The 26,286-nt window shown below is 73.1% G+C and carries 22 protein-coding genes; 12 read left to right on the top strand and 10 right to left on the bottom strand.

Annotated features, from left to right (window positions below; all coding sequences use genetic code 11):
* Nucleotides 1-2 precede the first annotated feature (2 nt).
* On the top strand, nt 3-647 hold the full coding sequence (locus tag ACFP1K_RS22295; RefSeq protein ID WP_380756405.1) for a DUF998 domain-containing protein: 645 nt from the start codon (nt 3-5) through the stop codon (nt 645-647).
* Between the two features lie 64 nt (nt 648-711).
* On the opposite strand, the gene ACFP1K_RS22290 is transcribed toward ACFP1K_RS22295, so the two are convergent.
* Nucleotides 712-1,701 (bottom strand): malate dehydrogenase, encoded by a 990-nt coding sequence (locus ACFP1K_RS22290; protein WP_380756403.1) that lies wholly within the window; start codon nt 1,699-1,701, stop codon nt 712-714.
* A 217-nt stretch (nt 1,702-1,918) separates the two neighbouring features.
* On the opposite strand from ACFP1K_RS22290, the gene ACFP1K_RS22285 reads away from it, so the two are divergent.
* On the top strand, nt 1,919-2,896 hold the full coding sequence (locus ACFP1K_RS22285; protein ID WP_380756401.1) for a phosphotriesterase family protein: 978 nt from the start codon (nt 1,919-1,921) through the stop codon (nt 2,894-2,896).
* Nucleotides 2,897-3,159: 263 nt separating this feature from the next.
* On the opposite strand, the gene ACFP1K_RS22280 is transcribed toward ACFP1K_RS22285, so the two are convergent.
* On the bottom strand, nt 3,160-5,529 hold the full coding sequence (locus ACFP1K_RS22280) for a Tex family protein (protein WP_380756399.1): 2,370 nt from the start codon (nt 5,527-5,529) through the stop codon (nt 3,160-3,162).
* A gap of 294 nt (nt 5,530-5,823) precedes the next feature.
* On the opposite strand from ACFP1K_RS22280, the gene ACFP1K_RS22275 reads away from it, so the two are divergent.
* Nucleotides 5,824-6,027, top strand: a complete 204-nt coding sequence (locus tag ACFP1K_RS22275) for an SHOCT domain-containing protein (RefSeq protein WP_380756397.1) — start codon at nt 5,824-5,826, stop codon at nt 6,025-6,027.
* A gap of 49 nt (nt 6,028-6,076) precedes the next feature.
* On the opposite strand, the gene ACFP1K_RS22270 is transcribed toward ACFP1K_RS22275, so the two are convergent.
* A complete protein-coding gene (locus ACFP1K_RS22270; protein WP_380756395.1) occupies nt 6,077-8,347 on the bottom strand; it encodes a glycosyl hydrolase family 18 protein in 2,271 nt (756 codons plus the stop codon).
* A gap of 311 nt (nt 8,348-8,658) precedes the next feature.
* On the opposite strand from ACFP1K_RS22270, the gene ACFP1K_RS22265 reads away from it, so the two are divergent.
* The gene (locus tag ACFP1K_RS22265) at nt 8,659-9,441 is read left to right on the top strand and encodes a maleylpyruvate isomerase family mycothiol-dependent enzyme (protein WP_380756393.1); all 783 of its coding nucleotides are present in this window, start codon (nt 8,659-8,661) and stop codon (nt 9,439-9,441) included.
* On the opposite strand, the gene ACFP1K_RS22260 is transcribed toward ACFP1K_RS22265, so the two are convergent.
* Both ACFP1K_RS22260 and ACFP1K_RS22255 read right to left on the bottom strand, forming a co-directional pair.
* Complete coding sequence (locus tag ACFP1K_RS22260) at nt 9,438-11,150, bottom strand: SpoIIE family protein phosphatase (protein ID WP_380756391.1); 1,713 nt, start codon at nt 11,148-11,150, stop codon at nt 9,438-9,440. The two genes, ACFP1K_RS22265 and ACFP1K_RS22260, sit on opposite strands and share 4 nt — an antisense overlap.
* Nucleotides 11,151-11,375: 225 nt before the next feature.
* Nucleotides 11,376-11,996, bottom strand: a complete 621-nt coding sequence (locus tag ACFP1K_RS22255) for a TetR/AcrR family transcriptional regulator (protein WP_380756389.1) — start codon at nt 11,994-11,996, stop codon at nt 11,376-11,378.
* A 151-nt stretch (nt 11,997-12,147) separates the two neighbouring features.
* On the opposite strand from ACFP1K_RS22255, the gene paaZ reads away from it, so the two are divergent.
* The 7 genes from paaZ (at nt 12,148) to ACFP1K_RS22220 (ending at nt 19,777) form a co-directional block, all read left to right on the top strand.
* Nucleotides 12,148-14,211, top strand: a complete 2,064-nt coding sequence (paaZ, locus tag ACFP1K_RS22250; RefSeq protein WP_380756387.1) for a phenylacetic acid degradation bifunctional protein PaaZ — start codon at nt 12,148-12,150, stop codon at nt 14,209-14,211.
* Between the two features lie 36 nt (nt 14,212-14,247).
* Nucleotides 14,248-15,207, top strand: coding sequence for a 1,2-phenylacetyl-CoA epoxidase subunit PaaA (gene paaA, locus ACFP1K_RS22245; protein WP_380756385.1), 960 nt, complete (start codon nt 14,248-14,250; stop codon nt 15,205-15,207).
* Nucleotides 15,204-15,485, top strand: a complete 282-nt coding sequence (paaB, locus tag ACFP1K_RS22240; RefSeq protein ID WP_380756383.1) for a 1,2-phenylacetyl-CoA epoxidase subunit PaaB — start codon at nt 15,204-15,206, stop codon at nt 15,483-15,485. Before paaA ends, paaB begins: the two co-directional genes overlap by 4 nt.
* Before the next feature lie 7 nt (nt 15,486-15,492).
* Nucleotides 15,493-16,275: a 1,2-phenylacetyl-CoA epoxidase subunit PaaC gene (gene paaC / locus ACFP1K_RS22235; RefSeq protein WP_380756381.1), complete on the top strand. Its 783-nt coding sequence runs from the start codon at nt 15,493-15,495 to the stop codon at nt 16,273-16,275.
* A complete protein-coding gene (gene paaD, locus ACFP1K_RS22230; protein ID WP_380756379.1) occupies nt 16,269-16,781 on the top strand; it encodes a 1,2-phenylacetyl-CoA epoxidase subunit PaaD in 513 nt (170 codons plus the stop codon). Before paaC ends, paaD begins: the two co-directional genes overlap by 7 nt.
* Nucleotides 16,778-17,866, top strand: coding sequence for a 1,2-phenylacetyl-CoA epoxidase subunit PaaE (gene paaE, locus ACFP1K_RS22225; protein ID WP_380756407.1), 1,089 nt, complete (start codon nt 16,778-16,780; stop codon nt 17,864-17,866). Before paaD ends, paaE begins: the two co-directional genes overlap by 4 nt.
* Nucleotides 17,867-17,947: 81 nt before the next feature.
* The gene (locus tag ACFP1K_RS22220; RefSeq protein ID WP_380756376.1) at nt 17,948-19,777 is read left to right on the top strand and encodes a glycoside hydrolase family 15 protein; all 1,830 of its coding nucleotides are present in this window, start codon (nt 17,948-17,950) and stop codon (nt 19,775-19,777) included.
* Here the strand turns inward: ACFP1K_RS22220 and ACFP1K_RS22215 are convergent.
* The 4 genes from ACFP1K_RS22215 to ACFP1K_RS22200 form a co-directional block, all read right to left on the bottom strand.
* Nucleotides 19,774-20,751 (bottom strand): cation diffusion facilitator family transporter, encoded by a 978-nt coding sequence (locus tag ACFP1K_RS22215; protein WP_380756374.1) that lies wholly within the window; start codon nt 20,749-20,751, stop codon nt 19,774-19,776. The two genes, ACFP1K_RS22220 and ACFP1K_RS22215, sit on opposite strands and share 4 nt — an antisense overlap.
* Nucleotides 20,748-21,152 (bottom strand): ArsR/SmtB family transcription factor, encoded by a 405-nt coding sequence (locus ACFP1K_RS22210; RefSeq protein WP_380756372.1) that lies wholly within the window; start codon nt 21,150-21,152, stop codon nt 20,748-20,750. The genes ACFP1K_RS22215 and ACFP1K_RS22210 overlap by 4 nt, the downstream gene beginning before the upstream one ends.
* Before the next feature lie 119 nt (nt 21,153-21,271).
* A complete protein-coding gene (locus tag ACFP1K_RS22205; RefSeq protein ID WP_380756370.1) occupies nt 21,272-21,856 on the bottom strand; it encodes a carbonic anhydrase in 585 nt (194 codons plus the stop codon).
* Between the two features lie 185 nt (nt 21,857-22,041).
* Complete coding sequence (locus tag ACFP1K_RS22200; RefSeq protein ID WP_380756368.1) at nt 22,042-22,446, bottom strand: hypothetical protein; 405 nt, start codon at nt 22,444-22,446, stop codon at nt 22,042-22,044.
* A 226-nt stretch (nt 22,447-22,672) separates the two neighbouring features.
* Here ACFP1K_RS22200 and ACFP1K_RS22195 point away from each other — a divergent pair, with 226 nt between their 5' ends.
* Nucleotides 22,673-23,932 (top strand): esterase-like activity of phytase family protein, encoded by a 1,260-nt coding sequence (locus ACFP1K_RS22195; RefSeq protein ID WP_380756366.1) that lies wholly within the window; start codon nt 22,673-22,675, stop codon nt 23,930-23,932.
* Here the strand turns inward: ACFP1K_RS22195 and ACFP1K_RS22190 are convergent.
* Nucleotides 23,894-26,233 (bottom strand): sialidase family protein, encoded by a 2,340-nt coding sequence (locus ACFP1K_RS22190; RefSeq protein WP_380756364.1) that lies wholly within the window; start codon nt 26,231-26,233, stop codon nt 23,894-23,896. The genes ACFP1K_RS22195 and ACFP1K_RS22190 overlap by 39 nt on opposite strands.
* Nucleotides 26,234-26,286 lie beyond the last annotated feature (53 nt).

The following is a 26,286-nucleotide window of genomic DNA, read 5'->3' as shown; positions in this document are numbered from 1 at the left end:
GTATGACGAATCGACTTTCTGGCTGGGGTTTCGCGGCGATCGGGGCGGGGGCCGGGGCCATGGTGACGGTGCATGTGGCATCGGATGTGAACCCGTTGTACGGGATGATTAGTGAGTATGCGTTTCATCCGTATGGGGCGCTGCTGGCGGGGTCTCTGGGGTTGTTCGCGGCGGGGTCGGCGTTGTTCGCGATGGATCTGGCGCGGCGGGGGGCGGCGGCGGGGGTGGTGGGGCTGGTGACCGTGTGGAGTTGCTGCATGGTGATGATCGCGGCGTTTCCTACGGACCGGCCTGGGATGTCGTTGTCGATGTCCGGGGGGATTCATCGGTACGCGGCGTTCGCGGCGTTTGTGGCCATGCCGGCCGCGGGGCTGCTGGTGGCCGCGTATGGCGGGCGTCATGCGCGACTGCTGCGGGGGCTGAGTGTGGCCGCCGGCGTGTTTCTCGTGCTGGTGCTGCTGCCTTACGCCCTGCGCATGTTCGGGGTCGACACCGGCGGTGTTCCGGCGGGGCTCACCCAGCGGATGGTGGTGGTGACCGAGGTGGGGGTCCTCGCGCTCATCGGCCTGGCCACGGTCACCGGTCGTCTCGGCGCCGCTCCGGCACGCGCCCGGCTCGCTCGCGTTCCGGCGACCGCCTCGCACTGAGGCGCACGCCGGGGGGCGGGAAGGGGCCGGGCGGCCTCGCGGGGGCGGGCCGCCCGGGGGTGGGTCAGATGAGGCCGAGCTGGGTCACGGCGTCGCGTTCCTCGGTGAGTTCGCGGACCGAGGCGTTGATGCGGTCGCGGGAGAAGGCGTTGAGGGGGAGGCCTTGGACGATTTCCCACTTGCCGTGGCGGGAGATGGCGGGGAACGAGGAGATGAGGCCCTCGGGGACGCCGTAGGAGCCGTCGGAGGGGAGGGCCACGGAGGTCCAGTCGCCTTCGGGGGTGCCGTTGAACCAGTCGTGCACGTGGTTGAGGGCGGCGTTGGCGGCGGAGGCGGCCGAGGAGGCGCCACGGGCTTCGATGATGGCGGCGCCGCGCTTGGCGACCGTGGGGATGAAGGTGTCGCGGAGCCAGGGCTCGTCGACCTGCTCGGCGGCAATCTTGCCGTTGACCTCGGCGTTGTAGAGGTCGGGGTATTGGGTGGCGGAGTGGTTGCCCCAGATGGTCATGCGCGTGATGGCGGTGACGGGGACGTCGAGCTTGGCGGCGAGCTGGGAGAGGGCCCGGTTGTGGTCGAGGCGGGTCATCGCGGTGAAGCGCTCGGCGGGGACGTCGGGGGCGTGGGACTGGGCGATCAGGGCGTTGGTGTTGGCGGGGTTGCCGACGACCAGGACGCGGACGTCGTCGGCGGCGTGGTCGTTGATCGCCTTGCCCTGGGGGCCGAAGATGCCGCCGTTGGCCTGGAGCAGGTCGCCGCGCTCCATGCCCTTGGTGCGCGGGCGGGCGCCGACGAGCAGGCCGACGCTGGTGCCGTCGAACGCCTGGTTGACGTCGTCGGTGATGTCGATGCCCTGGAGCAGCGGGAACGCGCAGTCGTCCAGCTCCATGGCGGTGCCTTCGGCGGCCTTCACGGCCTGCGGGATCTCCAGCAGGCTCAGCCGCACGGGCACGTCCGGGCCGAGAAGGTGCCCTGAGGCGATACGGAAGAGCAGCGCGTAGCCGATCTGGCCGGCGGCGCCGGTGACGGTGACCTTGACGGGACGACCCTGCGACATGACGTTCCCCTACATGGGCGTTGACGGTTTTCCGAACAGCCGAAGGCTATCCGTTCGACGGGGGGCACCCGTCACGCAGGGCCCGTGCCTGTGGACAACCGCACGAAACTCCCGGGAATTCTGTTCGTGATCACCCCGGCGGGTCCGTTGACGGCGTGGCGCGGCGGTCCTAGGGTTCGGGCACCGTCATGTCGGCCTGCCCCTCGGGAGGTCCCCCATGCCCATGGTCGAAACGGTGCGAGGCCCGGTCGAGGCGGATGCGCTCGGCCAGACGCTCATGCACGAGCACGTGTTCGTCCTGTCCCCCGAGCATGTCGAGAACTACGGCCGGCGCACCTGGTGGGACGAGGAGCGGCGGGTGGCCGACGCGATCGCCAAGCTGCGCGCGCTGAACGCCAAAGGCGTCACCACCATCGTCGACCCCACGGTCTGGGGACTCGGCCGGTACATCCCGCGCATCCAGCGGGTCGCCGCCGAGGTGCCCGGCCTGAACATCATCGTCGCCACCGGGCTGTACTCCTTCGACGAGGTGCCGCACCAGTACGCTCACCGCGGCCCCGGGCTGCTGCTCGACATGCCCGAGCCGATGATCGAGGACTTCACCCGGGACATCACCGAGGGCATCGCCGACACCGGGGTGAAGGCCGCGTTCCTCAAGTGCGTGGTGGAGAGCAGGGGCCTGACCGAGGGTGTGGAGCGGATCTGCCGCGCGGTGGCCCGCACCCACGTGCGCACCGGCGTGCCGATCATCGTGCACACCGACGCGTTCACCCGGTCGGGGCTGCTCGCCCTCGACCTTTTCGCCAAGGAAGGCGTCGACCTCACCAAGGTGGCCGTCGGCCACGCGGGCGACTCCAACGACCTGGACTACCTGATGCGCCTGGCCGACACCGGCGCCACCCTAGGCATGGACCGCTTCGGCCTGGACGTCTACAACTCCACCGCCGACCGAGTCGCCACGGTCGCCGCCCTGTACGACCGCGGCTACGCCGACCGAATGGTCCTCAGCCACGACACCGCCTGCTTCATGGACTACTTCGCCGGCGCATGGGACGACGCCGTCCCCCTCGTAGTCCCCAACTGGCGCTTCGGCCACATCCACGACGACGTCCTACCCGCCCTGAAGGAAAAGGGCGTCCCCGACGCCGCCATCGAGCAGATGCTGGTGACCAACCCGCGCCGCTACTTCTCCTGACACCCCACCCATGGGCCGGAGCCGGCCGTGGGCGGAGTCGGCGGTGCGCCGGAGTCGGCGGTGCGCCGGAGTCGGCGGTGCGCCGGAGCCGAGCGTGCGCCGGGGACGGCCGCATGTGCCGGAGTCGGCCGTGGGCCGGAGTCGGCCGTGGGCCGGAGTCGGCCGTGGGCCGGAGCCGAGCGTGGGGCCGGGGACGGCCGCATGGGCCGGACCGATCGCGTGGCCGGAGGCGGTCCGATGGAGGGTCTGATGGGGGGACTGTGTCAGCGCGGCCCCTTGTCCAGGCCTGCCTTGCGTAGGGCCTCGGCGAGGGCGCCGGTGGGGGTGGGTTCCTGTTTGGGGCGGCCGCTGCCGCCAGCGCCAGCGCCGCCGCCGCCGCGCCGCTGGGGGCCGCCGCCTTGGCGGCTGCGGGGGCGGTCGTCCTGGGTGCGGTCGCCGCGGGTTCCGGGGGAGGGCTTGGTGTCGTCGTCCAGGCGGAGGGTTAGGGAGATGCGCTTGCGGGGGATGTCGACGTCCAGGACCTTCACCCGGACGATGTCGCCGGGCTTGACGACTTCGCGGGGGTCCTTGATGAAGCGGTTGGACATCGCCGACACGTGGACCAGGCCGTCCTGGTGGACGCCGACGTCCACGAAGGCGCCGAAGGCGGCGACGTTGGTGACGACGCCCTCCAGCAGCATGCCGGGCTCCAGGTCGGAGATCTTGTCGACCCCCTCCTTGAAGGTGGCGGCCCGGAACGCGGGGCGGGGGTCGCGGCCGGGCTTCTCCAGCTCCTTCAGGATGTCGGTGACGGTCGGCAGCCCGAAGGTGTCATCGGCGAAGTCGGACGGCCGCAGCGCGCGCAGCACCGACCCGTTGCCGATCAGCGCCCGCAGCTCGCCCCCGGTGTTGTCCAGGATGCGGCGCACCACGGGGTAGGACTCGGGGTGCACGCTGGAGGCGTCCAGCGGGTCGTCGCCGCCGGGGATGCGCAGGAAGCCCGCGCACTGCTCGAACGCCTTCGGCCCGAGCCGGGGGACGTCCTTGAGGGCGCGCCGGGTGCGGAACGGGCCGTTGGCGTTGCGGTGGAGCACGATGTTCTCCGCGAGACCCGACCCGATGCCCGAGACCCGGGTGAGCAGCGGCGCCGAGGCGGTGTTGACGTCCACCCCGACGGCGTTGACGCAGTCCTCGACCACCGCGTCCAGCGAGCGGGACAGCTTGGTCTCGGCGATGTCGTGCTGGTACTGCCCGACGCCGATCGACTTGGGGTCGATCTTCACCAGCTCAGCCAGAGGGTCCTGCAGCCGCCGGGCGATCGACACCGCGCCGCGCAGCGACACGTCCAGCCCGGGGAGCTCCTGGCCGGCGTACGCCGAGGCGGAGTAGACCGACGCCCCGGCCTCGGACACCACGATCTTGGTGAGCGGCAGGTCCGGGTGGCGCTTGATCAGGTCCCCGGCCAGCTTGTCGGTCTCCCTGGACGCCGTGCCGTTGCCGATGGCGATGAGCTCCACGCCGTGCTCGCGGGCGAGCCGCGCCAGCACCGCGACGGACTCGTCCCAGCGGCGCCGCGGCTCGTGCGGGTAGATGGTCTCGGTCGCGACGACCTGCCCGGTGGCGTCGACCACGGCGACCTTCACGCCGGTGCGCAGCCCGGGGTCGAGCCCCATGGTGGCGCGGGTGCCGGCGGGGGCGGCGAGCAGGAGGTCGCGCAGGTTGGTGGCGAACACCCGCACGGCCTCGTCCTCGGCGGCCTGCCACAGGCGCATCCGCAGGTCGATGCCGAGGTGCACCAGCACCCGGGTGCGCCACGCCCAGCGCACGGTGTCCAGCAGCCAGCGGTCGGCCGGGCGGCCCCGGTCGGCGACCTCGAAGCGCTGGGCGATCCGCACCTCGTACCCGGTGGGGCCCTCTTCGGCGGGGTCCTGCTCGGGCTCCAGGGTGAGGGTGAGGACCTCTTCCTTCTCGCCGCGGAACAGGGCGAGCACCCGGTGGGAGGGCAGCTTGGTGAACGGCTCGGCGAAGTCGAAGTAGTCGGAGAACTTGGCGCCGGCCTCCTGCTTGCCGTCGCGGACCCGCGACAGCACGCGCCCGCGCGACCACATGCGCTCGCGCAGCTCCCCGATGAGGTCGGCGTCCTCGGCGAAGCGCTCGATCAGGATGGCCCGCGCCCCCTCCAGCGCCGCCGCGGCGTCGGCCACGCCCTTGTCCGCGCCCACGAACACCGCCGCGGCGGCCAGGGGGTCGCGGGTGGGGTCGGCGAGAAGGCCGTCCGCGAGCGGCTCCAGGCCCGCCTCCCGGGCGATCTGGGCCTTGGTGCGGCGCTTGGGCTTGTAGGGGAGGTAGATGTCCTCCAGGCGCGCCTTGGAGTCGGCGGCCATGATCTGCGCTTCCAGCGCGTCGTCGAGCTTGCCCTGGGAACGGATGGACTCGAGGATCGCCGTGCGCCGCTCCTCCAGCTCGCGAAGGTACCGCAACCGCTCCTCGAGGCCGCGCAGCTGCGCGTCGTCGAGCATCTCGGTCGCCTCCTTGCGGTAGCGGGCGATGAACGGCACGGTCGCGCCGCCGTCGAGCAGCTCGACGGCCGCCCGCACCTGCCGCTCCCGCACGCCGAGCTCGTCGGCGATCTGCTGATGGATGGAGATCGTCACGGTCGTGGTCCGCCTTCGTGTCAGAGGACATCGAGGTCCGGGGAGAATTCTGCATGCTCCCGGGCTCGTTGTCGCGCCGGGCGGTCGCCCCTGTGGACAACCTCGCCGAGGCCGTGCTCCCGGGGAGGGGTTCATCCCGCCGGGCATCCCGCCTGTGGATAACCAGGTGACGCCGTCGGTGAGATCGGCCGGAGGCGAGATAGGCTGCCATTCCCGGAGCCGCGCGCGCCATGGCCTCGCCCGGTGCGTCGCTACGCCACGACGTCCTGGCGGTCGCGGGAAGTGGAGGATGGCGTGAGAATCGTGATGACACTGGTCGGGGCGCTGGTGATCCTGAGCTGCCTGCTTGTGCTGCTCCGTACCTGGATCCCGGCCCGCCGCAGACAACTGCCCGCCGCGGACGACCCCAAGGAGATCCTCAGGAAACGCTACGCGGCGGGCGAGATCGACGAGGACGAATACCTGCGCCGGATGTCCGGCCTCTCACAGGACTGGTGAAGGGCGGGGAGCCGGGGGCGGGTGCCCGGCTCCCCGCCGGGGCGGGCGGCTAGCCCAGCCCGTTCCTCATGGCGGTGATCAGCTCGCCGTTGGCCGTGTCACCGGTCAGCTCCCAGAAGAAGGAGCCGCCGAGGCCCTGGTTGCGGGCGTAGCTCATCTTCCCGGCGATGGTCGACGGCGTGTCGTAGCTCCACCACTGGTTGCCGCAGAAGGCGTACGCGGTGCCGGCGACGGTGCCGGTCGCCGGGCAGCGGGTCTTGAGCACCTTGTAGTCCTCGTTGCCCGCTTCGTACGTCCCGGGCGCCGGTCCGGTGGCCGAGCCGCCGGGAGTGCTCTGGGTGACGCCCGTCCAGCCGCGGCCGTAGAAGCCGATGCCCAGCAGCAGTTTGCTCGCCGGGACGCCCTTGCTCTTGAGTTTCTGGATCGCGTTGTCGGAGTAGAAGCCAGGGGTCGGGATGCCGGTGTACGAGGTCAGCGGCGAGTGGGGCGCGGTCGGGCCGTTGGCGGCGAAGGCGCCGAAGTAGTCGTAGGTCATGACGTTGTACCAGTCGAGGTACTGCGCGGCGCCGCCGTAGTCGGCCGCGTCGATCTTGCCGCCGCTGGTGCCGTCGGCGGTGATGGCCGCGGTGACCAGGTAGTTGGAGCCGAAGCGGGAGCGCAGCGCCGACATCAGGTTGCGGAACGACGCCGAGCCGCTGGTGTCACAGCTCAGGCCGCAGGCGTTGGGGTACTCCCAGTCGATGTCGATGCCGTCGAAGACGTCGGCCCAGCGGGGGTCCTCCACCAGGTTGTAGCAGGAGTTGGCGAACGCCGTGGGGTTGGCCGCCGCCTGGCCGAAGCCGCCGGACCAGGTCCAGCCGCCGAACGACCAGAGGATCTTCAGCCCGGGGTACTTCGCCTTGAGCTTGCGCAGCTGGTTGAAGTTGCCGCGCAGCGCGCCGGCGTCCCAGGTGTCGGCCACGCCGTCGACGCTCTCGGCCGCGCTGTAGAACCGGTCGTAGTCGGCGTAGGAGTCGCCGATGGCGCACCCGCCGTTGGTCACGTTGCCGAAGGCGTAGTTGATGTAGCCGAGCTTGGCGGCCGAGCCGCTGGTGTCGATGTTCTTGACGTGGTACGCCCGCTGGTACACGCCCCACTCGACGAAGTACCCGAGCAGCTTGTTGCCGCCTCCGCCGCCGCCCGGCTGGGTGGTGGCGCTGATCTGGTTGCTGGCGGCCGACAGGTTCCCTGCGGCGTCGCGGGCCCGCACGGTGTAGGTGTAGGCCGTGGAGGCGCTCAGGCCGCCGTCGGTGTGCGTGGTGCCGGTGACGGTGGTGACCAGGGTGCCGCCGCGGTAGACGTTGTAGCCGGTGACGCCGACGTTGTCGGTGGAGGCGTTCCAGGCCAGCGACACGCTGGAGGAGGTGGTCCCGGTGGAGCGCAGGTTGCCCGGCGTGCTCGGCGCGGTGGTGTCGCCGCCGGAGCCCTGCGTGGTGACGCTGATCTGGTTGCTGGCCGCCGACAGGTTCCCGGCGGCGTCGCGGGCCCGCACGGTGTAGGTGTAGGCCGTGGCGGCGCTGAGGCCCGTGTCGGTGTGCGTGGTGCCGGTGACGGTGGTGACCAGGGTGCCGCCGCGGTAGACGTTGTAGCCGGTGACGCCGACGTTGTCGGTGGAGGCGTTCCAGGCCAGCGACACGCTGGACGAGGTCGTCGCGGTGGAGCGCAGGTTGCCCGGGGTGCTCGGCGCGGTGGTGTCGCCGCCGCCGCTCCCGCCGGTCACCGCGATGGCCGACACGGTGGCGTAGTTGGCGCCGCCGTTCATGTTGAACTGCACGTTGAGCTGGCCGTCGCTGACCGTCGCGGAGAACGTGCGGTCGCAGGCCGTCAGCCCGCCGCAGGAGGCGAAGATGTCGAACGCGGTGAGCACCGTCGTGCCCTCGGCCCGCACGTCGAACCGGCGCTGCCCCGCGGCGTTCGCCCAGTCCTCCACCATCTTCAGCGTCACCTGGTAGGTGCCGTTGGCCACGTCGAACTTGTAGCCGGTCCACCCGTTGAAGGTGTTGTAGTTCTGGTAGAGGGAGTCGTCGGTCGTGCCGGCGATGCCGCTCGCCGTCGACCCGGTCCCGTACGAGGTGTCGTAACCCCAGTTTCCGCTGCTGTAAGCCTTGTCGGCCACCCACGAGGTGCCCGAGCCGTCGGTCAGGGCGGGGCCGCCGGCGTTGGCGCGGATCGGCACGGCCACCGCGCCGAGCGCCCCGGGCGCCGTCGCCACCACCACGCCGAGCGGCATCAGCAGTGCCGCCACCGCCGCGAGGAATCTCGCGAGGAATCTTCTGTTCATGTGCTGCTCCACGTCCATCGGGCTGATTGAGATGGGGGGACGATCAGGACGTCAGTACGAGGGCCGGCACCGCGGGAGGGAGGAGCGGCGGTACCGGCGTGGTGCCTGGGTCACCCGGGCACCGGGGGAGCGACAGCAGGGGCGGCGGAGACCGCTGCATGGCGGACCCTTTCCTACCTCAGGATTGCCGATTATCTTTTAAGAAGCTTTCCTGTTAATTAACAGCGAACCTACCCGCCGTCGAATGACCAGTCAATGTCCCCTCGCCATCGCGTTCCCACCGCGCCGGGCCGGGTCTACGCTCTGGTCCCATGAGCCCGACACACGCGGCCCGCTGGTCGCACGAGGAGCACTGCTCGGCGCTGGAGACGGAGGTCCGCAGGCTCGCCGAGGCCGGCGCGCAGGCCGACCCGGGGGCCGAGGTGCCCACCTGTCCGGGGTGGACGGCGGCCAAGCTGCTGAAGCACGTCGGCATCACCCATCGCTGGGTGGAGCACATGGCGCGCGAGCGGCTGGCCGTGCCCGTCCGGCCGCGCGACGTCCCCGCGGCGGTGCCGGAGCACGAGAAGGACTACCCCGAGTGGATCGCGGCGGGCGGCGCGGCGATGGTGGCCACGCTGCGGGCGACGCCGCTCGACGTGCCGCTGTGGTCGTGGAGTGACGGCCGGGACGTCGGGTTCTGGTCCCGGCGCATGCTGCACGAGACCGCGGTGCACCGGGCGGACGCCGAGTTCGCCCTCGGCCGCGAGCCGCGGGTGGACCCCGCGGTCGCGGCGGACGGGATCGACGAGTTGTTCGGCAACCTCGCCGCCGCCGGCCGTTTCGCCACGGCCATCGGCGAGCTCGGCGCCCACGGCACGCTGCACTTCCACGCGACCGACCTCCCCGGCGAGGCCGGCGAGTGGACGCTCACGCTGACCCCCGAGCACTTCACCTGGACCCACGCCCACGGCAAGGGGGACGCCGCCGCCCGCGGCACCGCGAGCGACCTGCTGCTCCTGGTGTACGGCCGGGTGCCGCCGTCCGACGCCCGCTACGAGGTGTTCGGCGACCAGGCCCTGCTCGGCCGCTGGCTGGAGAAGACCGCCTTCTAACGCTTCTGGAGGTCGGTCGTGATGCGGGCCAGCAGCAGTGCCACGTCGTCGTACTGGGTGGGCAGGGCGTCGATGATGGTGGCGCAGGTGGCGTCCAGGGTGGGGCCGGGAGAGCGGAGGTGGTCGACGAGGGCGGCGATGCCGGTGTCGATGTCCTGCTCGCGGCTCTCCACCAGGCCGTCGGTGTAGAGGGCCAGGGTGGCGCCGGCCGGGATGGTGACCTCGGTGGTGGCGTAGGTCTGGGAGTGGTCGGGGTCGCCGACGCCGAGCGCGAGGCCGGTCGGCAGGTCGAGCACCGAGGCCGTGCCGTCGGGGTAGACCAGGATGGGCGGCGGGTGCCCGGCCCGGGACAGGGCGCAGATGCGGGTGGACAGGTCGATCGTGGCGTAAAGGCACGTCGCGCACTGGATGGCGTCCATGTCCCCCGCCATGAGGTCCAGGCGGCGCAGCACCTCGTCGGGCGGCAGGTCGAAGCCGGCCAGGGTGCGCACCGAGGCGCGCAGCTGGCTCATCGCCCCGGCCGCGGCGGCGCCGTGCCCCATCGCGTCGCCCATCACCAGGGCCATCCGGGTCTCGGACAGCGGGATCACGTCGTACCAGTCGCCGCCGACGGTCATCGCGCTGACCGGGAGGTAGCGGTGGGCGACCTCCAGGCCGGGCGGGACGGTGAGGTTGCTCGGCGCGAGGTTCTGCTGGAGCGACTGGGCGGTGCGGCGCTCGCGGCTGTACAGGCGGGCGTTGTCGATGCAGATCGCGGCCCGCGCGGCGAGGTCCTCGGCGAGCTTGACGTCGTCGCCGGTGTACCGGGGGCGGCCGGGGCCGCGGATGAACGAGATGAAACCCAGCACCATGCCGCGCGCCGTCAGCGGGACGGCGAGGAAGGTGATCTCGTCGAGCGGCGCGGGGCCGGTGCCGCCGAGCACACTCGCGATCTTGTCGATCTCGATGGGCTCCAGCTCGGCGACGGTGTAGATCACAGGCCGGCCGGTGGCCATGCAGCGGTGCGCGGGGTGGCGCGCGTAGTAGCGGACGATCTCGCCGGCCGGGAAGGCCCCCGACCAGTCGTGGTCGTCGGTGCGCCGCCGGGTGAGGCGCAGGGCGAGCCGCCGCAGCGCCAGCGAGCCGTCCGCGTCGTGGTCGGGGTAGGCCTCGTCGCGCAGCAGGCCCTCGGCGATGTACAGGCCCGCGGAGTCGGCGAAGCGGGGCACCGCGACGTCCACGGCGTCCTCGGCGACCCGCAGCGGGTCGAGGGTGCTGCTGACCCGGGAGCTCAGCTCGTGGAGCAGCGCGAGGCGCTCGCCGCCGGTGGGGTCGGTCACGCCGCGCGCCAGGGCGGCGTCGGCGGCGGTGACGAGCACCGCGCCCCACGGGCCCGGCCGGGTGAGCGGCTCCCAGGTGAACGCCAGCTCGCGCCGCAGGCCGTCACCGGACTCGACGAACAGCAGATCGCTGCGCGGCACCCCGGAGGCGGCGTCGGTGACGGCGCGCAGCACGGTCTCGGCGCGGGCGCCGGGCAGCAGGTCGACGAGGTGGCGGCCCACCGCGCGCTCGGCGGGGCGGCCGAACAGGCGCGCCGCGGCGCCGCCCCACTGGGTGACCCGGCCCTCCTCGTCGAGGAGAAGGGCGGCGACGCCGCTGAGATGCGGCGTCCATGGGCGCGGCCGGCGGCCGTTGTCCGTCCGCGGTCCCGATCCCGTCGCATGCGCCACCGGACCCCCTGCGTGATTATGCGATCATCGTGTCCAGGCCCCCGCGGCCGTTATACCGCGGCCGCCTGTGAAAGCCCTGTGATCCGTGGTGCGCCACCCCCCACGGTGGCTACCGTGAGTAAATTAGCATCTACTCACCGCTGGCATTCCCGAAAATTGCTCAATGAACGGCTGAACCTGCGGGGTTTCCCCCCGCCCCCCGGCGGGCTGTCCCTTTTGTCGGCGTCACCGAGTGGCCGGCGGGCTCCGGCGCAACCCCTGGAACGCCAGCACGCAGACGGTGTCGGCCAGGGCGTCCGCGTCCAGGCCGCCGCGCGGCCGGTACCACTCGGTCAGGGAGTTCACCAGTCCGAACAACATGCGTGCCGCCACCGCCGGGTCCACGTCCGGTCGCACGTCGCCTTCGGCCTCGGCCTGCCGGACCAGCGCGCCCACCATCTGGTCGAACCTCCTGCGGTGCGCCAGCGCCCGCCGCTCCACCTCGGTGTTGCCCCGCACCCGCAGCAGCAGGGTGACGAACGGCATGCGCTCCACCAGCACGTGCACGCTGCGCCGCACCAGCTGCTCCAGCCGGTCGATGGCCCGGCCGCCCGTCGCGGCGGCCTCGTCGGCGGCCTCGAACAGCCCGTCCAGCGCCCGGTCGACCGCCAGCCGCAGCAACTCGTCCTTGCCGGTGACGTGGTGGTAGATCGCGGACTTGGTGATGCCGAGCCGCCGGGACAGGTCCTCCATGGTGGTGGCCTCGTAGCCCCGTTCGTTGAACACCGTGACCGCGACGGCGAGCAGCGACTCGAGGTCGTACCCGGGGCGGCCCCGGCGTGCGGTGGTGACGCGCCCGGTGTTCATCGCAGCACCGTCCCGTTCATCGAGTTCGCGTCCATGGTGGCCGTTCCCCGGGCGGCCGGGCAAGCGCTTGGGGCGGTAGGCGCCCGGACACGCCGGGTTAGGATTCATCACGACGGAATGTCAGTGGATCCTCGATGAGGAGGTCCTCCGGATGACCCCGCTCGCCAGTCATCTGCGCGGTTCGTGGCACGTTCCCCGGGACGAGGGCGTCCCGCTGCGCGACGCGGCCACCGGCGAGGAGGTCGCCCGGTTCTCCACCGCCGGCACCGACTTCGCCGCCGCGCTCGGCCACGGCCGCCGCGTCGGCGGGCCCGCGCTGCGGGAGATGACCTTCCACCGGCGGGCCGCGCTGCTGAAATCCCTCGCCCTCCACCTGCGTGAGCACCGCGAGGACCTCTACGGGCCGTCGCTGCGCACCGGCGCCACGCCCGCCGACGCCCGGTTCGACGTGGACGGCGGCATCGGCGTGCTGTTCTCCTACGCGAGCAGGGGACGGCGCGAGCTGCCCGACGACACCCTGCTCCCCGAGGGTCCCGCGGAGCCGCTCGGCAAGGGCGGGGGGTTCGCCGCCCGGCACGTCATGACGCCGATGCGCGGGGTGGCGGTGCAGATCAACGCGTTCAACTTCCCGGTGTGGGGGCCGCTGGAGAAGCTCGCCCAGGCCTTCCTCGCCGGGATGCCGTCCCTGATCAAACCGGCCCCGCAGACGGCCTACGTCACCGTGGCGCTGATGGAGCTGATCGTCGGCTCCGGCGTCCTACCCGAGGGCGCGGTGCAGCTCTTCTGCGGCGACGCCAGGGGACTGCTCGACCACCTGACCGAGCAGGACCTCGTGGCGTTCACCGGCTCGGCCGCCACGGCCCGCGCGCTGCGCGCCCACCCGGTGGTCGCGGCCCGCGCGGTCCGCTTCACCGCCGAGGCCGACTCGCTGAACTGCTCGATCCTCGGGCCGGACGCCGTCCCCGGCGGGGCCGAGTTCGATCTGTTCACCGGCCAGCTGGTCACCGAGATGACCGTCAAGGCGGGGCAGAAGTGCACAGCCATCCGCCGTGCGCTGGTCCCCGCGCCCCTGCTCGGCCCCGTGACCGACGCGGTGGCGGCCCGGCTGTCCGCGGTCACGGTGGGCCATCCCGCCGACCCGGCCACGCGCATGGGCCCGCTGGTGAGCCTCGGGCAGCGCGACGAGGTCCGGCGGGCGATCAAGGAGCTGACGGCGGCGGGCGCCCTGGTGTTCGGCGACCCCGACCGGGTGGAGGTCACCGGCGCCGACCCCGGCACGGGGGCGTTCCTGTCGCCGATCCTGCTGCGGGCCGGCGACCCGGATCGGCCCGAGCCGCACGAGGTGGAGGCGTTCGGGCCGGTGAGCACCCTCATGCCGTACACCTCGGCGGAGCACGCGGTCGAGCTGGCCGCCCGGGGGCGGGGAAGCCTCGCGGGGTCGGTGGTGACCGGCGACCCGGCCTTCGCCCGCGAGATGGTGCTCGGCCTCGCGCCCTGGCACGGACGGCTGCTGGTGCTGGACGCGACGGCCGCCGCGGAGTCCACCGGCCACGGCTCGCCGCTGCCCGCGCTGGTGCACGGCGGGCCCGGGCGGGCCGGCGGCGGCGAGGAACTCGGCGGGATCCGCGGCGTGCTGCGCCACATGCACCGCACGGCCGTGCAGGGGTCGCCCGCGACGCTGGCCGCGGTCACCGGGCGCTGGACGCCGGGGGCGCCGCGCGCCACGGGCGGGCCGCACCCGTTCCGCAAGCACCTGGAGGACCTGCGGCCGGGGGACTCGGTGGTCGCCGGGCCGCGCCGGGTCACCCTTGGGGCCATCGAGCGCTTCGCCGAGCTCACCGGCGACACGTTCTACGCCCACATGGACGAGGAGGCGGCCCGGGCCAACCCGTTCTTCGACGGCAGGGTGGCCCACGGCTACCTGATCGTCTCGCTGGCCGCCGGCCTGTTCGTCGACCCGGCCCCCGGCCCGGTGCTCGCCAACTACGGCCTTGAGGACCTCCGCTTCCGCGCCCCGGTCTACCCCGGCGACGAGCTGACGGTCACGCTGACCGCCAAGCACATCGACCCCCGGGAGGGCGCGCCGTACGGCGAGGTGCGCTGGGACGCCGAGGTGGTCAACCAGGACGGCGCGGCCGTGGCCACCTACGACGTGCTGACCCTGGTGGCCCGCCGGGGCGGGGTTGCGCCGCGAGGAGGGCGGGGCGAGACTTGATAACTGACCGACCATTCGGTATAAGGGTGGCGCCGCATGGCTGACCTGGAAGAACACTTCGAGCGGACGATCGCGTCGGACCGCCGGGTGGAGCCCCGCGACTGGATGCCCGACGGCTACCGCGCCACGATGGTGCGCCAGATCGCCCAGCACGCCCACTCCGAGATCATCGGAATGCAGCCCGAGGGCGAGTGGATCACCCGGGCCCCGACCCTGCGCCGCAAGGCCATCCTGCTCGCCAAGGTGCAGGACGAGGCCGGCCACGGGCTGTACCTCTACTCCGCCGCCGAGACCCTCGGCGCCGACCGGGCCGAACTCACCGAGATGCTGCTCCAGGGCCGGCAGAAGTACTCCTCGATCTTCAACTACCCCACGCGGACCTACGCCGACGTGGGGGTGATCGGCTGGCTGGTGGACGGCGCGGCGATCTGCAACCAGGTGCCGCTGTGCCGCAGCTCCTACGGGCCGTACGCGCGGGCGATGATCCGCATCTGCAAGGAGGAGTCGTTCCACCAGCGGCAGGGGTACGAGCTGCTGGCGGCGATGATGGCGGGCACGGCCGCGCAGCGGGCGATGGTGCAGGGCGCGGTGGACCGCTGGTGGTGGCCCGCGCTGATGATGTTCGGCCCGCCGGACACCTCCTCGCCCAACACGGCCAGGTCGATGGCCTGGAAGATCAAGCGGCACACCAACGACGAGCTGCGCCAGCGCTTCGTCGACGTCACCGTCCCCCAGGCCCGCGTCCTCGGCGTCACCCTGCCCGACCCCGAGCTGCGGTGGAACGCCGAGCGCGGCCACCACGACTTCGGCCCGATCGACTGGTCGGAGCTCAAGCGGGTGATCGGCGGCGGCGGCCCGTGCAACGAGCGGCGCATCGCCGTGCGCCGCGCCGCCCACGAGGACGGCGCCTGGGTCCGCGAGGCCGCCACGGCGCACGCCGCCAAGCGCGCCGGGCCGGGTGGGTCCGGCGGGTCCGGCCGGGAGGTGGCGGCATGACCGAGTGGCCGCTGTACGAGGTGTTCGTCCGGGGCAAGCGCGGCCTCAGCCACGTGCACGCCGGCTCCCTGCACGCCGCCGACGACGAGACCGCCCTGCGTCACGCCCGCGACCTGTACACCCGCAGGGGCGAGGGCGTCAGCATCTGGGTGGTGCGCTCCGACCACATCGCGGCCACCAGCCCCGACGAGAAGGACCCCTTCTTCGCGCCGAACGCCGACAAGGTCTACCGCCACCCCACCTTCTACGCCATCCCCGACGACGTCCCGCACATGTGAGCCCGCGATGCCGGCCGTTCCTGACGAAGTCCGCGGTGTGGAGCTCGGGCAGTACTGCCTGATGCTGGGGGACGACGCGCTGGTGATGTCGCACCGGCTGCAGGAGTGGGTGACGCACGCGCCCGAGCTGGAGGAGGAGGTGGCGCTGGCCAACATCGCGCTCGACCTTCTGGGGCAGGCGCGGGTGCTGCTGGCGCGGGCCGGTGCGGTGGACGGGTCGGGGCGGGACGAGGACGCGCTGGCGTTCCAGCGGGAGCCGGGGGAGTACCGCAACGTGCGGCTGGCCGAGGTGCCGAACGGCGACTTCGCGCACACCATGGGGCGGCTGCTGGTGTTCGCCACCTGGCGGCTCGCGCTGCTCGGACGGCTGACCGGGTCGCGCGACCCGATGCTGGCGGCCGTGGCCGCCAAGGGGGTGAAGGAACTGGTCTACCACCGCGACTACGCGGCGGGCTGGGTGGTCCGGCTCGGCGACGGCACGGCGTACTCCCGGGAGCGGATGGCCGAGGGCCTCGCCGCCCTGTGGCCTTTGGTCGCCGAGCTGTTCGTCCCCTGCCCGGCCGAGCAGCGCCTGGCCGCCGCCGGGATCGCGGCCGACCCCGCGGCCGTCCGCCCCGAGTTCGACGCCGTCCTCGCCGAGGTCCTCACCGCCGCCACCCTCGGCACGCCCGGCCCCGTGTCCGCGGACGCCGTCCCGGCCGGCCGGGAGGGCTCGCACACCCCGGCCCTGGCCGACCTCCTCGGCGACCTCCAGCAGGTCGCCCGCGCTCACCCGGGGGCGACATGGTGACCGGCGGCCGGGTCGCCGGGGCGTGGCGGGTGGCCGAGAGGGTGGCGGATCCGGAGATGCCAATGGTGACGCTGGGGGATCTCGGGATCCTGCGGGAGGTCGAGGAGGCGCCCGGCGGGCGGGTGGTGGTGACGGTGACGCCGACGTACAGCGGGTGCCCGGCGATGGAGGCCATCCAGGCAGACCTGGCCGCCGCGCTGCGGGACGCCGGGTACGGCGAGGCGGAGATCAGGGTGTCGCTGTCGCCGCCGTGGACGTCGGACTGGATCGGCGCCGAGGGACGCAGGAAGCTGGCCGAGGCGGGCATCGCGCCGCCGGGGGCCGCCCCGTCCCGCCGGAGCGGCCCGGTCCCGGTGACCCTCGGGCCGATCCCCCGCCGCCTGGCCTGCCCCCGGTGCGGTTCGGCGGACACCGAGGAGACGTCCAGGTTCGGGCCCACCGCCTGTACGGCCCTGTGGCGCTGCCGCGCCTGCCGTGAGCCGTTCGAGCACGTCAAGGAGATCTGACGGTGACGCTGGCCGGGGTGCGGGCGGGGCGCGGCGTCGAGTTCGCGTGGCTGACGGTGACCGGGGTGGACCGGCTGTGCGCGGACGCCGTGGCCATCACGTTCGAGGTGCCCGGGGAACTCGGCGGCCGGTACGCGTTCCGGCCGGGCCAGGCGCTCACGCTGCGGGCATGGGTGGAGGGCCGTGAGGAGCGGAGGTCGTATTCCATCTGCTCCCCGGCGGGCGGCCCGCTGCGGATCGGGGTGCGGGAGATCCCCGGCGGGTTGTTCTCCACCCGGCTGGTGCGCCGGACACGCCCCGGGGACCGCGTCCAGGTGGCGCCGCCGTCCGGGGGCTTCGTCGCGGACCTCGCGCGGCCCGCGCACCACGTCTTCGTCGCGGCAGGGTCCGGCATCACGCCCGTGCTGTCGATCGCCGCGACCGTGCTGGCCTGCCCGCGGAGCCGGATGACCCTGTTCTACGGCAACCGCACCTCGGCCACGGTGATGTTCGCCGAGGAGCTGGCCGACCTGAAGGACACCGCGCCCGCCCGCGTGCAGCTGGTCCACGTGTTCTCCCGGGAGGCACGAGAGCCCGAGCTGTTCACCGGCCGCCTCGACCCGGCGAGGCTCCGCGTCCTGCTCCCCGCGCTGACCCCGCTCGCCGAGGTCGCCCACTGGTGGCTGTGCGGCCCGTACACGATGGTGACCGGCGCCCGGGAGGTGCTCGCCGGGTTCGGCGTGCCGCCCGCCCGCGTCCACCAGGAGCTGTTCTACGTGGAGGAACCGCCGCCTGCCCCGCCGCGCCTCACCGCCGGGGCCGTGGGCGCGGTCAGCGAGGTGACGGTCGTCCTGGACGGGCGGACGACGGTGGTGACGGTCCCGAGGGACGTCACGGTGCTGGAGGGCGCGCAGCGGGCCCGGCCCGACCTGCCCTTCGCCTGCCGGAGCGGCGTCTGCGGCACCTGCCGCGCCCGGGTGGTGGAGGGCCGGGTGGACATGCGCCGCGACCACGCCCTCGACGCCGCCGAGATCGCCGCCGGATACGTCCTGACCTGCCAGTCCCTTCCGGTCACCCCGCGCGTCACGATCGACTACGACTCCTGACCTTTACCCGCCCGCCCCGACCGGAATTTCGCCAATAGGGGTATATGTGCTGGTAGGGGCGGGAGGGGGATCGGCCGGGGGATGACGAACAAGGCGATCGCCGACTACGCGATGCTGTCGGATCGGCACTCGGCCGCGCTGGTCGCGCGGGACGGGTCGGTCGACTGGCTCTGCGTGCCGCGCTTCGACAGCCCCTCGGTGTTCGCCGCCCTGCTGGACGACCGGGGCGGGTCCTGGTCCATCCGCCCGGCCGGGGACTTCACCGTGTCCCGGCGGTACATCGGCGTCACCCTGGTCCTGGAGACGGTCTTCGAGACCGCCACCGGCACCGTCGTGGTGACCGACGCGCTGCTCATCGGGGACGGCCCGGACGTGCACCGGCTCGGCGCCGACGCCCCGCACGTACTGGCCCGCGTGGTGAGCTGCCCCAGGGGCTCGGTGGACGTGGAGATCCGCTACACCCCGCGACCGGCGTACGCGATGGTCGCGCCGCTGCTGTCCCGGGTGCGCGGCGGCGTGCGGGCCAGGGGCGGCCCGCAGCAGCTGGTGCTGTCCTCGCCGGTCGAGCTGGAGATCACCGGGCAGGAGGCGTCCGCCGTGGTGCCGATGTCCGAGTGCATGACGCTGCGGTTCGCCCTGCACGGCGCCAGGGTCGGCGACCCGGCGCCGAGGGTCTGGAGCGACGGCGAGATCGCCGGATGGCTGGCCGCCACCGAGGTCGCCTGGCAGAACTGGTCGGACGCCCACCAGCGCTACCACGGCCCGTACCGGGGGCTGGTGAGCCACTCCGGCCGGGTCCTCCAGGCGCTGACCTACCAGCCCACCGGCGCCGTCGTGGCCGCCCCCACCACCTCGCTGCCCGAGGCGCCGGGCGGCGACCGCAACTGGGACTACCGCTACTCCTGGGTCAGGGACGCCAGCTTCACCCTGAACGCGCTGTGGGTGGCGGCCTGCCCGGACGAGGCCGACGAGTTCCTCTCGTTCATGACCACCGCGGCGGCCACGTACTCGCCCGAGCGGGCGCTGCAGATCGTCGTCGGCATCCGCGCCGGGCGGGACCTCACCGAGCGCGAGCTGCCCCACCTGAGCGGCTGGCGCGGCAGCGCGCCGGTCCGGGTGGGCAACGACGCCTGGCGGCAGGTGCAGGTGGACGTGTACGGCGAGCTGCTGGACGCCGTGCACCGGCTGTCCGGGCAGATCAGCGAGTTCGAGCCGGAGGCCCGTACGTTCCTGGTGGCCCTGGCCGACGCGGCGGTGCGCAAGTGGCGCGAGCCCGACCACGGCATCTGGGAGGTCCGCGGCGCGCCCCGGCACTTCCTGCACTCCAAGCTGATGTGCTGGGTGGCCGCGGACCGCGCCGTCGCGCTGGCCGACCGGCTGCGCGCCCAGGACCGCGTCCCGGCGTGGACGGCCGCCCGCGAGGAGATGCGCGCGGCGATCCTCACCGAGGGCTGGAGCGACGTCGCGGGCGCCTACACCCAGACGTTCGGCTCCACCGCGCTGGACGCGTCCGCGCTGATGATGCCCATCGTCGGTTTCCTGCCGGCCTGCGATCCCCGGATGACGTCCACGATCGACGCGATCGCGTCCCGGCTGACGGACCGGCACGGGCTGGTGTACCGGTACCGGGTGGACGACGGGCTGGAGGGGAACGAGGGGGCGTTCCTGCTGTGCACCTTCTGGCTGGCGCAGGCGCTGGCGATGGCCGGGCGGGTGGCGGAGGCCCACGAGGTGTTCCGGCGGGCCACGGCGTTCGTCAACGACGTGGGCCTGATGGCCGAGGAGGTGTGCCCGCGCACCGGGGACCTGCTCGGCAACTTCCCGCAGGCCTTCAGCCACATCGGCCTCGTCAACGCCGCCTGGGCCATCGCCGAGGCCGAGAGCTCGGGCGTGCTGATCCCGCCCTGCTAGGAGTCGTCATCCGAGGCGGTCCGCGCGCCGGGGTCGGGCCGGTGGACCGGGCCGTGGGGGTCGGCGCAGTGGCCCTCGGCGAAGCCGATGGTGAGCAGTTCCGGGGTGGCGTGGTCGACCTGGAGCGTGGTGTGGCCGATGCCGTACTCGTCGTGGTACATGCGCTCGGCGCGCACCCGCACCGCGTGGCAGTCGGCGCCCGGCGTCACCAGGACGTGCGCGGACAGCGCGGCGTAGCCGGAGGTGACCTCCCAGATGTGCAGGTCGTGCACCTCGACGACCTGGTCGAGCGCGGCCGTCCGCCTGCCGATCTCGGCGGGGTTCATCCCGGCGGGCGCGGCCTCCATGAACACCCGGCCCGAGTCGCGGACCAGGCCCCAGCCGGACTTGAGCATCAGCGCGGCGATCACCAGGGCGGCCAGGGCGTCGGCCTGGTTCCAGCCGGTCAGCCAGATGACCACACCGGCCGCGGTGGTGGCCACGAACGCGTAGAGGTCGTTCAGCACGTGCTGGAAGGCGCCCTCGATGTTGAGGCTGGACCGGTCTGCCCTGCTGAGCAGCCAGGTCGCCACGATGTTGATCAGGATGCCCGCGACGCCGGTGACGACGACGAAGACGGCCTCCACCCGGGGAGGGGAGATCAGGCGGCCGATGCCCTCGACGACGAAGTAGACGCTCAGCAGGAGCAGGGTGATGCCGTTGATCTGCGCGGAGATGATCTCGGCGCGCTTGAGGCCGTAGGTGAAGCCGCCCCGCGGGGGCCGCTGGGCGATGCGCATGGCGATCAGCGCGAACGCGATGGCGACCGCGTCGGTCAGCATGTGCCCGGCGTCGGAGATCAGGGCCAGGGACTGGGCGACGAAGCCGACGACCACCTCGGCGGCCATGAAGCCGACGATGAGCGCCAGCGCCCCGAGCAGGTAGCGCCGGTCGGCCCCCGCGCCGACGCCGTGGCCGTGCCCGTGGCCGCTCACGTGGCCATCCGTTCCGACTCGGTGTGCCGGGCGTGGGTGATGGCGAGGTCGAAGAGCATGCGGACGTGGGAGTCGGCGAGCGAGTAGTACGCCATCCGGCCGGACCTGCGGACCTTCACCACGCGGCGCATCCGCAGCAGCCGCAGGGCGTGCGAGGCGCCGGACATGCTCTGCCCGGTGGCGGCGGCGAGGTCGCAGACGCACATCTCCCCGCCCTCCAGCAGCGCGGCCATCATGCGCAGCCGCCCGGGGTCGGCGAGAAGGCCGAACATCTGAGCGAGGTCCTGCACCGTCTCCTCGGCGGGCAGGCTCCGGCGCACCGAGGCGACCCGCTCGGCGTCCACCACGGGCGCCGGGCAGGTGTCGGGGGCCAGGGCCACGACAGTTGAACGACTCTTCATATATTGAAGTGTACGGAGCCGGTCTCGCCCTTGTCGACCCTCCAGGCGGGCCGGAGGGCCGGAAGGCTCTTCCGGCCCGCGCGGAGGTGTCCCGGTGTCTCTCGGGGCCCCTCAGGGGCTCACAGCGGGGTGAAGGCGCGGGTGTCCGGGCGGTAGTTGGACACCACGCCGGTGTCGACCTCGTAGAACCAGCCGTGCAGGCGCAGCCGCCCGCTCGCCAGCCGCCGCGCCAGCCGGGGATAGCGGCGCAGCTTGTCGAGCTGGGCGACCAGATGGGCCCGGGCGGGGTCCTCGCCCCCGGTGCCGGGCGTCTCCCGCCAGCGGTGCGTCTGCAGCAGCCACCACCGGGTGGTCGGCGCCGAGCGCAGCGTCCAGGAGCGGACGCGGCCCTCGACGGCGCCGCAGTGGGTGTGACCGCAGACGATGAGGTCCTCCACGCCGAGGATGTTGACGGCGTACTCGATGGTGGCCGCCTCGGCGGTGAGCCGGCCGATGCGGTACGGCGGGATGACGTTGCCCGCGGTGCGCAGCTCCACCAGCTCGCCCGGCCGGGCCCCGGTGATCAGGGACGGGATGACCTGGGCGTCGGAGCACGTGATGAACATGGCCTGCGGCGCGACGCCCTCCTCGGGGACGGCCGCCCGTCCCCGGTCGCCGCTGAGCCTTTGGTGGAACGTGCGGGCATGGTCGATCAACGACTGCATGACGGAGGACTCCTTCGTGCTGAGGACGGTTCAGGGCTGGCTCTGACGCGCCTGTCCGTCTGGGACCGGTTCAGGGCTGGATCGGGCGCACCTGTCCGTTCAGGACCGGTTCGGGGCCGGATCCCGGGCACACCTGTCCGTCCGGGGACGGCTCAGGGCGGGGCTGGATCGGGCGCGTCCGCCCGTCAGCAGCGGAAGACCGGGAGCCGTGGCCCGTTCCGCCGTCCCGCGCACGTCCGCGCGGGAGGCCCGCCGCGGGCGCCGGCGGCCACGGCGGCCTCGGCCGGGAGGTCGCGCCGGTGCGCGCGCCGGCCGCCGTCGCGGCACGGCGGCGGTGGCGGCTTTACCCAGCCGGACTCACCCGACTGCTCGCCCTGCTTGGGGCAGCCGTCCTGGTCGGAGGCGGGCGACGGGGCGTCGGCGGGGGGTGGCACGGGCGCCACCCGCAGGACGGCCTCGGCGGGCAGCGCGCCGGCCACGCCGAGCGGGCCGGGGGCGTGGGAGCCGAGGCCGTGCAGGAGCAGGAGGACGGCGGCGGCCGACATCAGCACGCCAAGGGCCGCTCGCCCGTCGAACCAGCGCTCCGTCAACGCACCGCCCCACTACGTGTAGCATGCAGTTGACTACCGATAGTAGTCGATGAGTCCGCATCCGTACACGGGTCGTTCGGCAAAGGTGCTGGTCACCCTATGCGGCAGGGAGATCCGCCGTGACGCGCCGCCGCGCGGGGGCCGGTGATCCGGTGCCATTGCCCGGGCACCGGGGGGTCATCCGGTGTTGTGTCCCGCTTCATCGGGCATCCCTAGCGTGTCGCCCATGAAACGAACCATGATCGGGCTCGGGGCCGTCGTCCTGGCCCTGTCACTTTCCGCTCCGGCGCTGGCCGACCAGGGCAACGGCGCTGCGGAGGCCACCTCGGCGCGCGGCGGGCACGACGGCCACGGCCACGGGCACGGCGGTGACGGCGACTTCGGCCGCGCCACGCTGACCGGCTTCGCCTCGCTGCCCGCGCTGACCTTCGTGCCCGGCAGCGAGCCCTCCGGGTCGCTGCTCGGCACCGCCCCCGTCAACGGCGTGACCCCGCCCTTCTCCGGCCAGCCGGTCCAGGGCTTCAGCGGCGTCGCCCGCCGCGACGACGGCACCTTCGACGTGCTGTCCGACAACGGCTACGGCAACAAGGCCAACAGCTCCGACTTCCTGCTGCGCGTGCAGCGCGTACGGCCCGACTTCCGGACCGGGGGCGTCCGGGTCGTCGGCGGCGTCAACCTGAGCGACCCCGACCGCCGCGTCCCGTTCGCGCTCACCCGCCCGGACCGCAAGCTGACCGGCGCCGACTTCGACGTCGAGTCGATGGTGCGGGCCTCCGACGGCACGCTGTGGCTCGGCGACGAGTTCGGCCCGTTCCTGCTCCACTTCTCCGCCACCGGCAAGCTGCTGGAGACCCCGATCGCGCTGCCCGGCGTCCAGGCCCCGGAGAACCCGTACCTGGGCGGCGGCACCCCCAACCTCGGCAGCAGCAAGGGCTTCGAGGGCATGGCCCGCTCGGTGGACGGCAAGAAGCTGTACCCGCTGATGGAGGGCACGGTGGCCGGCGACCCGGCCGGCGCGCTGCGCGTCTCGGAGTTCGACGTGCGCCACCGCGAGTACACCGGCCGCCGCTGGGTCTACCAGCTGGAGGACCCGGCGCACGCCATCGGCGACATGATCGCGGTGGACGCGAACCGCTTCCTGGTCATCGAGCGCGACGGCGGGCAGGGCGACACCGCGCTCGTCAAGCGGCTGTACCTCGCCGACCTGCGGGACCGCGACCGAGACGGCAAGGTGGACAAGACGCTGGTCGCCGACCTGCTCGACATCGCCAACCCCAAGCGGCTCGGCGGCTTCGACACCACCTTCCGCTTCCCGTTCCAGACCATCGAGGACGTCGTCATCCTGGACGACTCCACCCTCGGCGTGCTGAACGACAACAACTTCCCGTTCTCGTCCGGCCGCACCGCCGGCAAGCCGGACGACAACGAGTTCATCACCATCCGCCTGTCACACCGTCTCGGCGCCGACCCTCGCGTCCTGCGCTGACGACCCCGGCGTGGCCGTGACCCTGGTCCACTCGACCAGGGCCTCGGCCGCGTTGCCGCCCGGGGTGCCGGTCACCCAGTGCGTGATCTGCGGGCTCTCCCTGCTGTTCTGCGCCACCCACGTGACCCCGGTGTCCACGCCGTCGCGGCGCAGGCGCGCGACGCCCGCGCTGTCGACCCGCACCTGCCAGGTGGACGGCGCCCCGGCCGTGGCGGAGGAGTAGACCTTCTCCCAGGTGGACGAACCCTTCTTCATCGTCCACACCCCGGAACGCTGCACGGTCAGCATCAGGCGCATGTAGCCGTTGGCCACCTTGGTCCCGAGGCACACGCCGTCCCCGTTGGCGGGGTTCAGGGCGCTGTCGTCGACCACCGAGCCGCGGAACTCCAGCGTGAAGTCGCAGCCCTCGGTGACGTCGAGGCCGAGGGACGCCCGCGCCGGGGTGCGGCTGATGCTGCGCAGCCGCAGCCGGCCCTCCTCGACCTCCGCGGCGCCGCCCGAGCCGTCCAGGGCCCAGTCGCCGAAGGTGTCCCACGTGCTGCTCGCGACGTTGTCGGCCACCTCGAAGCGCTCCACCACGGCCGCGGCGGGCGCCGCGCCGGTGCCGGAGCTCCACACCGCCACCTGGGGCGCGTCCCGGGAGGCGGCGGCGGTCCACCGGGCCGTGGTCTCGGCGCCGTCCACGTACAGCGCCGCCGCGCCGTCGCCGTCCACCGTCACCTGCCAGGTGTGGGCGGCGGTGTCGCCGGTGCGCGCGTGCACCCGGGTCCAGCCCGCGATGCCCTGCACGAACGAGTACACGCCGTCCGGTTGCAGGGCCAGCATCAGGCGGCGGGCGCCGGTGGCCACCTTCACCGCGAGCGTGGCGCCCGCGCCGGTGGCCGGGTCCAGGCGGGAGTACGCGGTCACCTGGGCGCGCATCGTGACGACGAAGCCGCCGGACGGGCCGTAAGAGTGGGTCACCCCCGAGAAGCCCGCCGGGGCGGGGCCGGAGTTGGCCAGGCGCAGGCTTCCCGCGGCGCCGGTCTCCGCGGTGCCGCCGCCGGGGGTCACGGTCCAGCCGCGCAGGTCGTCCCACGTGGGGCCGACGCCGGTGAAGGCGTCGGAGACGTCCAGGCGCGCGACCTTGATGTTGGTCTGGTTGTGCTCCCACGTGACGTAGAAGCGGCCGGGCTCGTACTCGTCGGCGCTCGCGTAGACGTCCCAGCCGCGGGCCGCGCCCTTGGTGAGGCGGGCGCCGTCGGCGAACAGGCGGCCGGGGCCCCAGGGGGCGCCGGGGCGCTTCAGCTTGTAGCACAGCACCTCGCGGTACTGCTCGGGCTTGCCCGACGCGGGGCCGGTGAACGGGCCCGCCAGCGTGTTGTAGATCGTCAGGTAGCGGCCGTCGGCGTCCTTGGCGAAGAACGGCTTGACGTAGTAGTTCGGCAGGTCCCGGTCGAGCGTCATCGGGGCCCAGGTGAGACCGCCGTCGGAGCTGGTGGTGACGGCGGCGTAGACGGCGTGCGTGCGGTAGTAGGCGTCCCGGTCCTCGGCCGAGGTGCCGCCGGTGAGGTCCAGCGTGCGGGACACCATGAGCAGCGTGCCGGGGTCGTCCTGCGACACGACGAGCTGAGGCTCCTCGGCGCGCACGCCGGGCGGGTTCGCGGCCAGCGCCCCGGACGTCCACCGGGACAGGTCCGCCGAACGCAGCACGCCCGCGCGGGTGACCCCGCCCGCCTCCCGCCAGTACGGGAGCAGCCACAGGCCGTCGTACCACAGGGGCTTGCCCGCGAGGACCACGCCGGAGCGGTTGGCGGGCACGTCCACGCTGACCGGGAAGTCGGTCCAGGTCTGCCCGGCGTCGACGCTGCGCCTGGCCACCATGGCGACGGGGAAGCCGTTCACGTCGCCCTGGGCGTCGCGGTCCTCGGCGACGGTGATCCTGCCGAGCAGCGCGTACAGCGTGCCGCCGTCGTTGAGGAAGATGACGTAGTGGTAGCGGTGCGTGGCGGTGGCCGCGGCCAGCGTGCCGGTGCGCCACGTCCTGCCCGCGTCGGCGGACCGGGCGTACAGGATGGACCCCTGGTCGGTCGGCGCCGGGTCACGGGGATCGGCCACGCCCGCCCGCCAGGCGACCACGAGGGTGCGCGCGTCCAGGGCCACGATGTCCGGCACACGGTTGCCCTCGTGCGCCAGCTCGCCGGCGGCGGTGCGCTCGACCGCGCGGTAGGCGATCACCGGGTCGCTCACCGCGGGCCCGACGGCGTCGGCGTCCGGCCAGGAACGCGCGCGGGTGCCGTCCGGAGGCGGGGTGGGGGTCATGCTCCCAAGCGAACCGGACCGCGATCAGGGGCCGCAAGAACTCCACCGTCACT

It is taken from the genome of Sphaerisporangium aureirubrum (assembly GCF_042658925.1).
Classification (GTDB): domain Bacteria; phylum Actinomycetota; class Actinomycetes; order Streptosporangiales; family Streptosporangiaceae; genus Sphaerisporangium; species Sphaerisporangium aureirubrum.
This window is presented reverse-complemented; position numbering and strand designations above follow the sequence as displayed.

Bases quoted from the DNA above. Each gene is read 5' to 3' on its own strand.
- ACFP1K_RS22295 (WP_380756405.1), top strand. From the start codon at position 3: ATGACGAATCGACTTTCTGGCTGGGGTTTCGCGGCGATCGGGGCGGGG.
- ACFP1K_RS22290 (WP_380756403.1), bottom strand. From the start codon at position 1,701: ATGTCGCAGGGTCGTCCCGTCAAGGTCACCGTCACCGGCGCCGCCGGC.
- ACFP1K_RS22285 (WP_380756401.1), top strand. From the start codon at position 1,919: ATGCCCATGGTCGAAACGGTGCGAGGCCCGGTCGAGGCGGATGCGCTC.
- ACFP1K_RS22270 (WP_380756395.1), bottom strand. From the start codon at position 8,347: ATGAACAGAAGATTCCTCGCGAGATTCCTCGCGGCGGTGGCGGCACTG.
- ACFP1K_RS22265 (WP_380756393.1), top strand. From the start codon at position 8,659: ATGAGCCCGACACACGCGGCCCGCTGGTCGCACGAGGAGCACTGCTCG.
- ACFP1K_RS22255 (WP_380756389.1), bottom strand. From the start codon at position 11,996: ATGAACACCGGGCGCGTCACCACCGCACGCCGGGGCCGCCCCGGGTAC.
- paaZ (WP_380756387.1), top strand. From the start codon at position 12,148: ATGACCCCGCTCGCCAGTCATCTGCGCGGTTCGTGGCACGTTCCCCGG.
- paaA (WP_380756385.1), top strand. From the start codon at position 14,248: ATGGCTGACCTGGAAGAACACTTCGAGCGGACGATCGCGTCGGACCGC.
- paaB (WP_380756383.1), top strand. From the start codon at position 15,204: ATGACCGAGTGGCCGCTGTACGAGGTGTTCGTCCGGGGCAAGCGCGGC.
- paaC (WP_380756381.1), top strand. From the start codon at position 15,493: ATGCCGGCCGTTCCTGACGAAGTCCGCGGTGTGGAGCTCGGGCAGTAC.
- paaD (WP_380756379.1), top strand. From the start codon at position 16,269: ATGGTGACCGGCGGCCGGGTCGCCGGGGCGTGGCGGGTGGCCGAGAGG.
- ACFP1K_RS22220 (WP_380756376.1), top strand. From the start codon at position 17,948: ATGACGAACAAGGCGATCGCCGACTACGCGATGCTGTCGGATCGGCAC.
- ACFP1K_RS22210 (WP_380756372.1), bottom strand. From the start codon at position 21,152: ATGAAGAGTCGTTCAACTGTCGTGGCCCTGGCCCCCGACACCTGCCCG.
- ACFP1K_RS22205 (WP_380756370.1), bottom strand. From the start codon at position 21,856: ATGCAGTCGTTGATCGACCATGCCCGCACGTTCCACCAAAGGCTCAGC.
- ACFP1K_RS22195 (WP_380756366.1), top strand. From the start codon at position 22,673: ATGAAACGAACCATGATCGGGCTCGGGGCCGTCGTCCTGGCCCTGTCA.
- ACFP1K_RS22190 (WP_380756364.1), bottom strand. From the start codon at position 26,233: ATGACCCCCACCCCGCCTCCGGACGGCACCCGCGCGCGTTCCTGGCCG.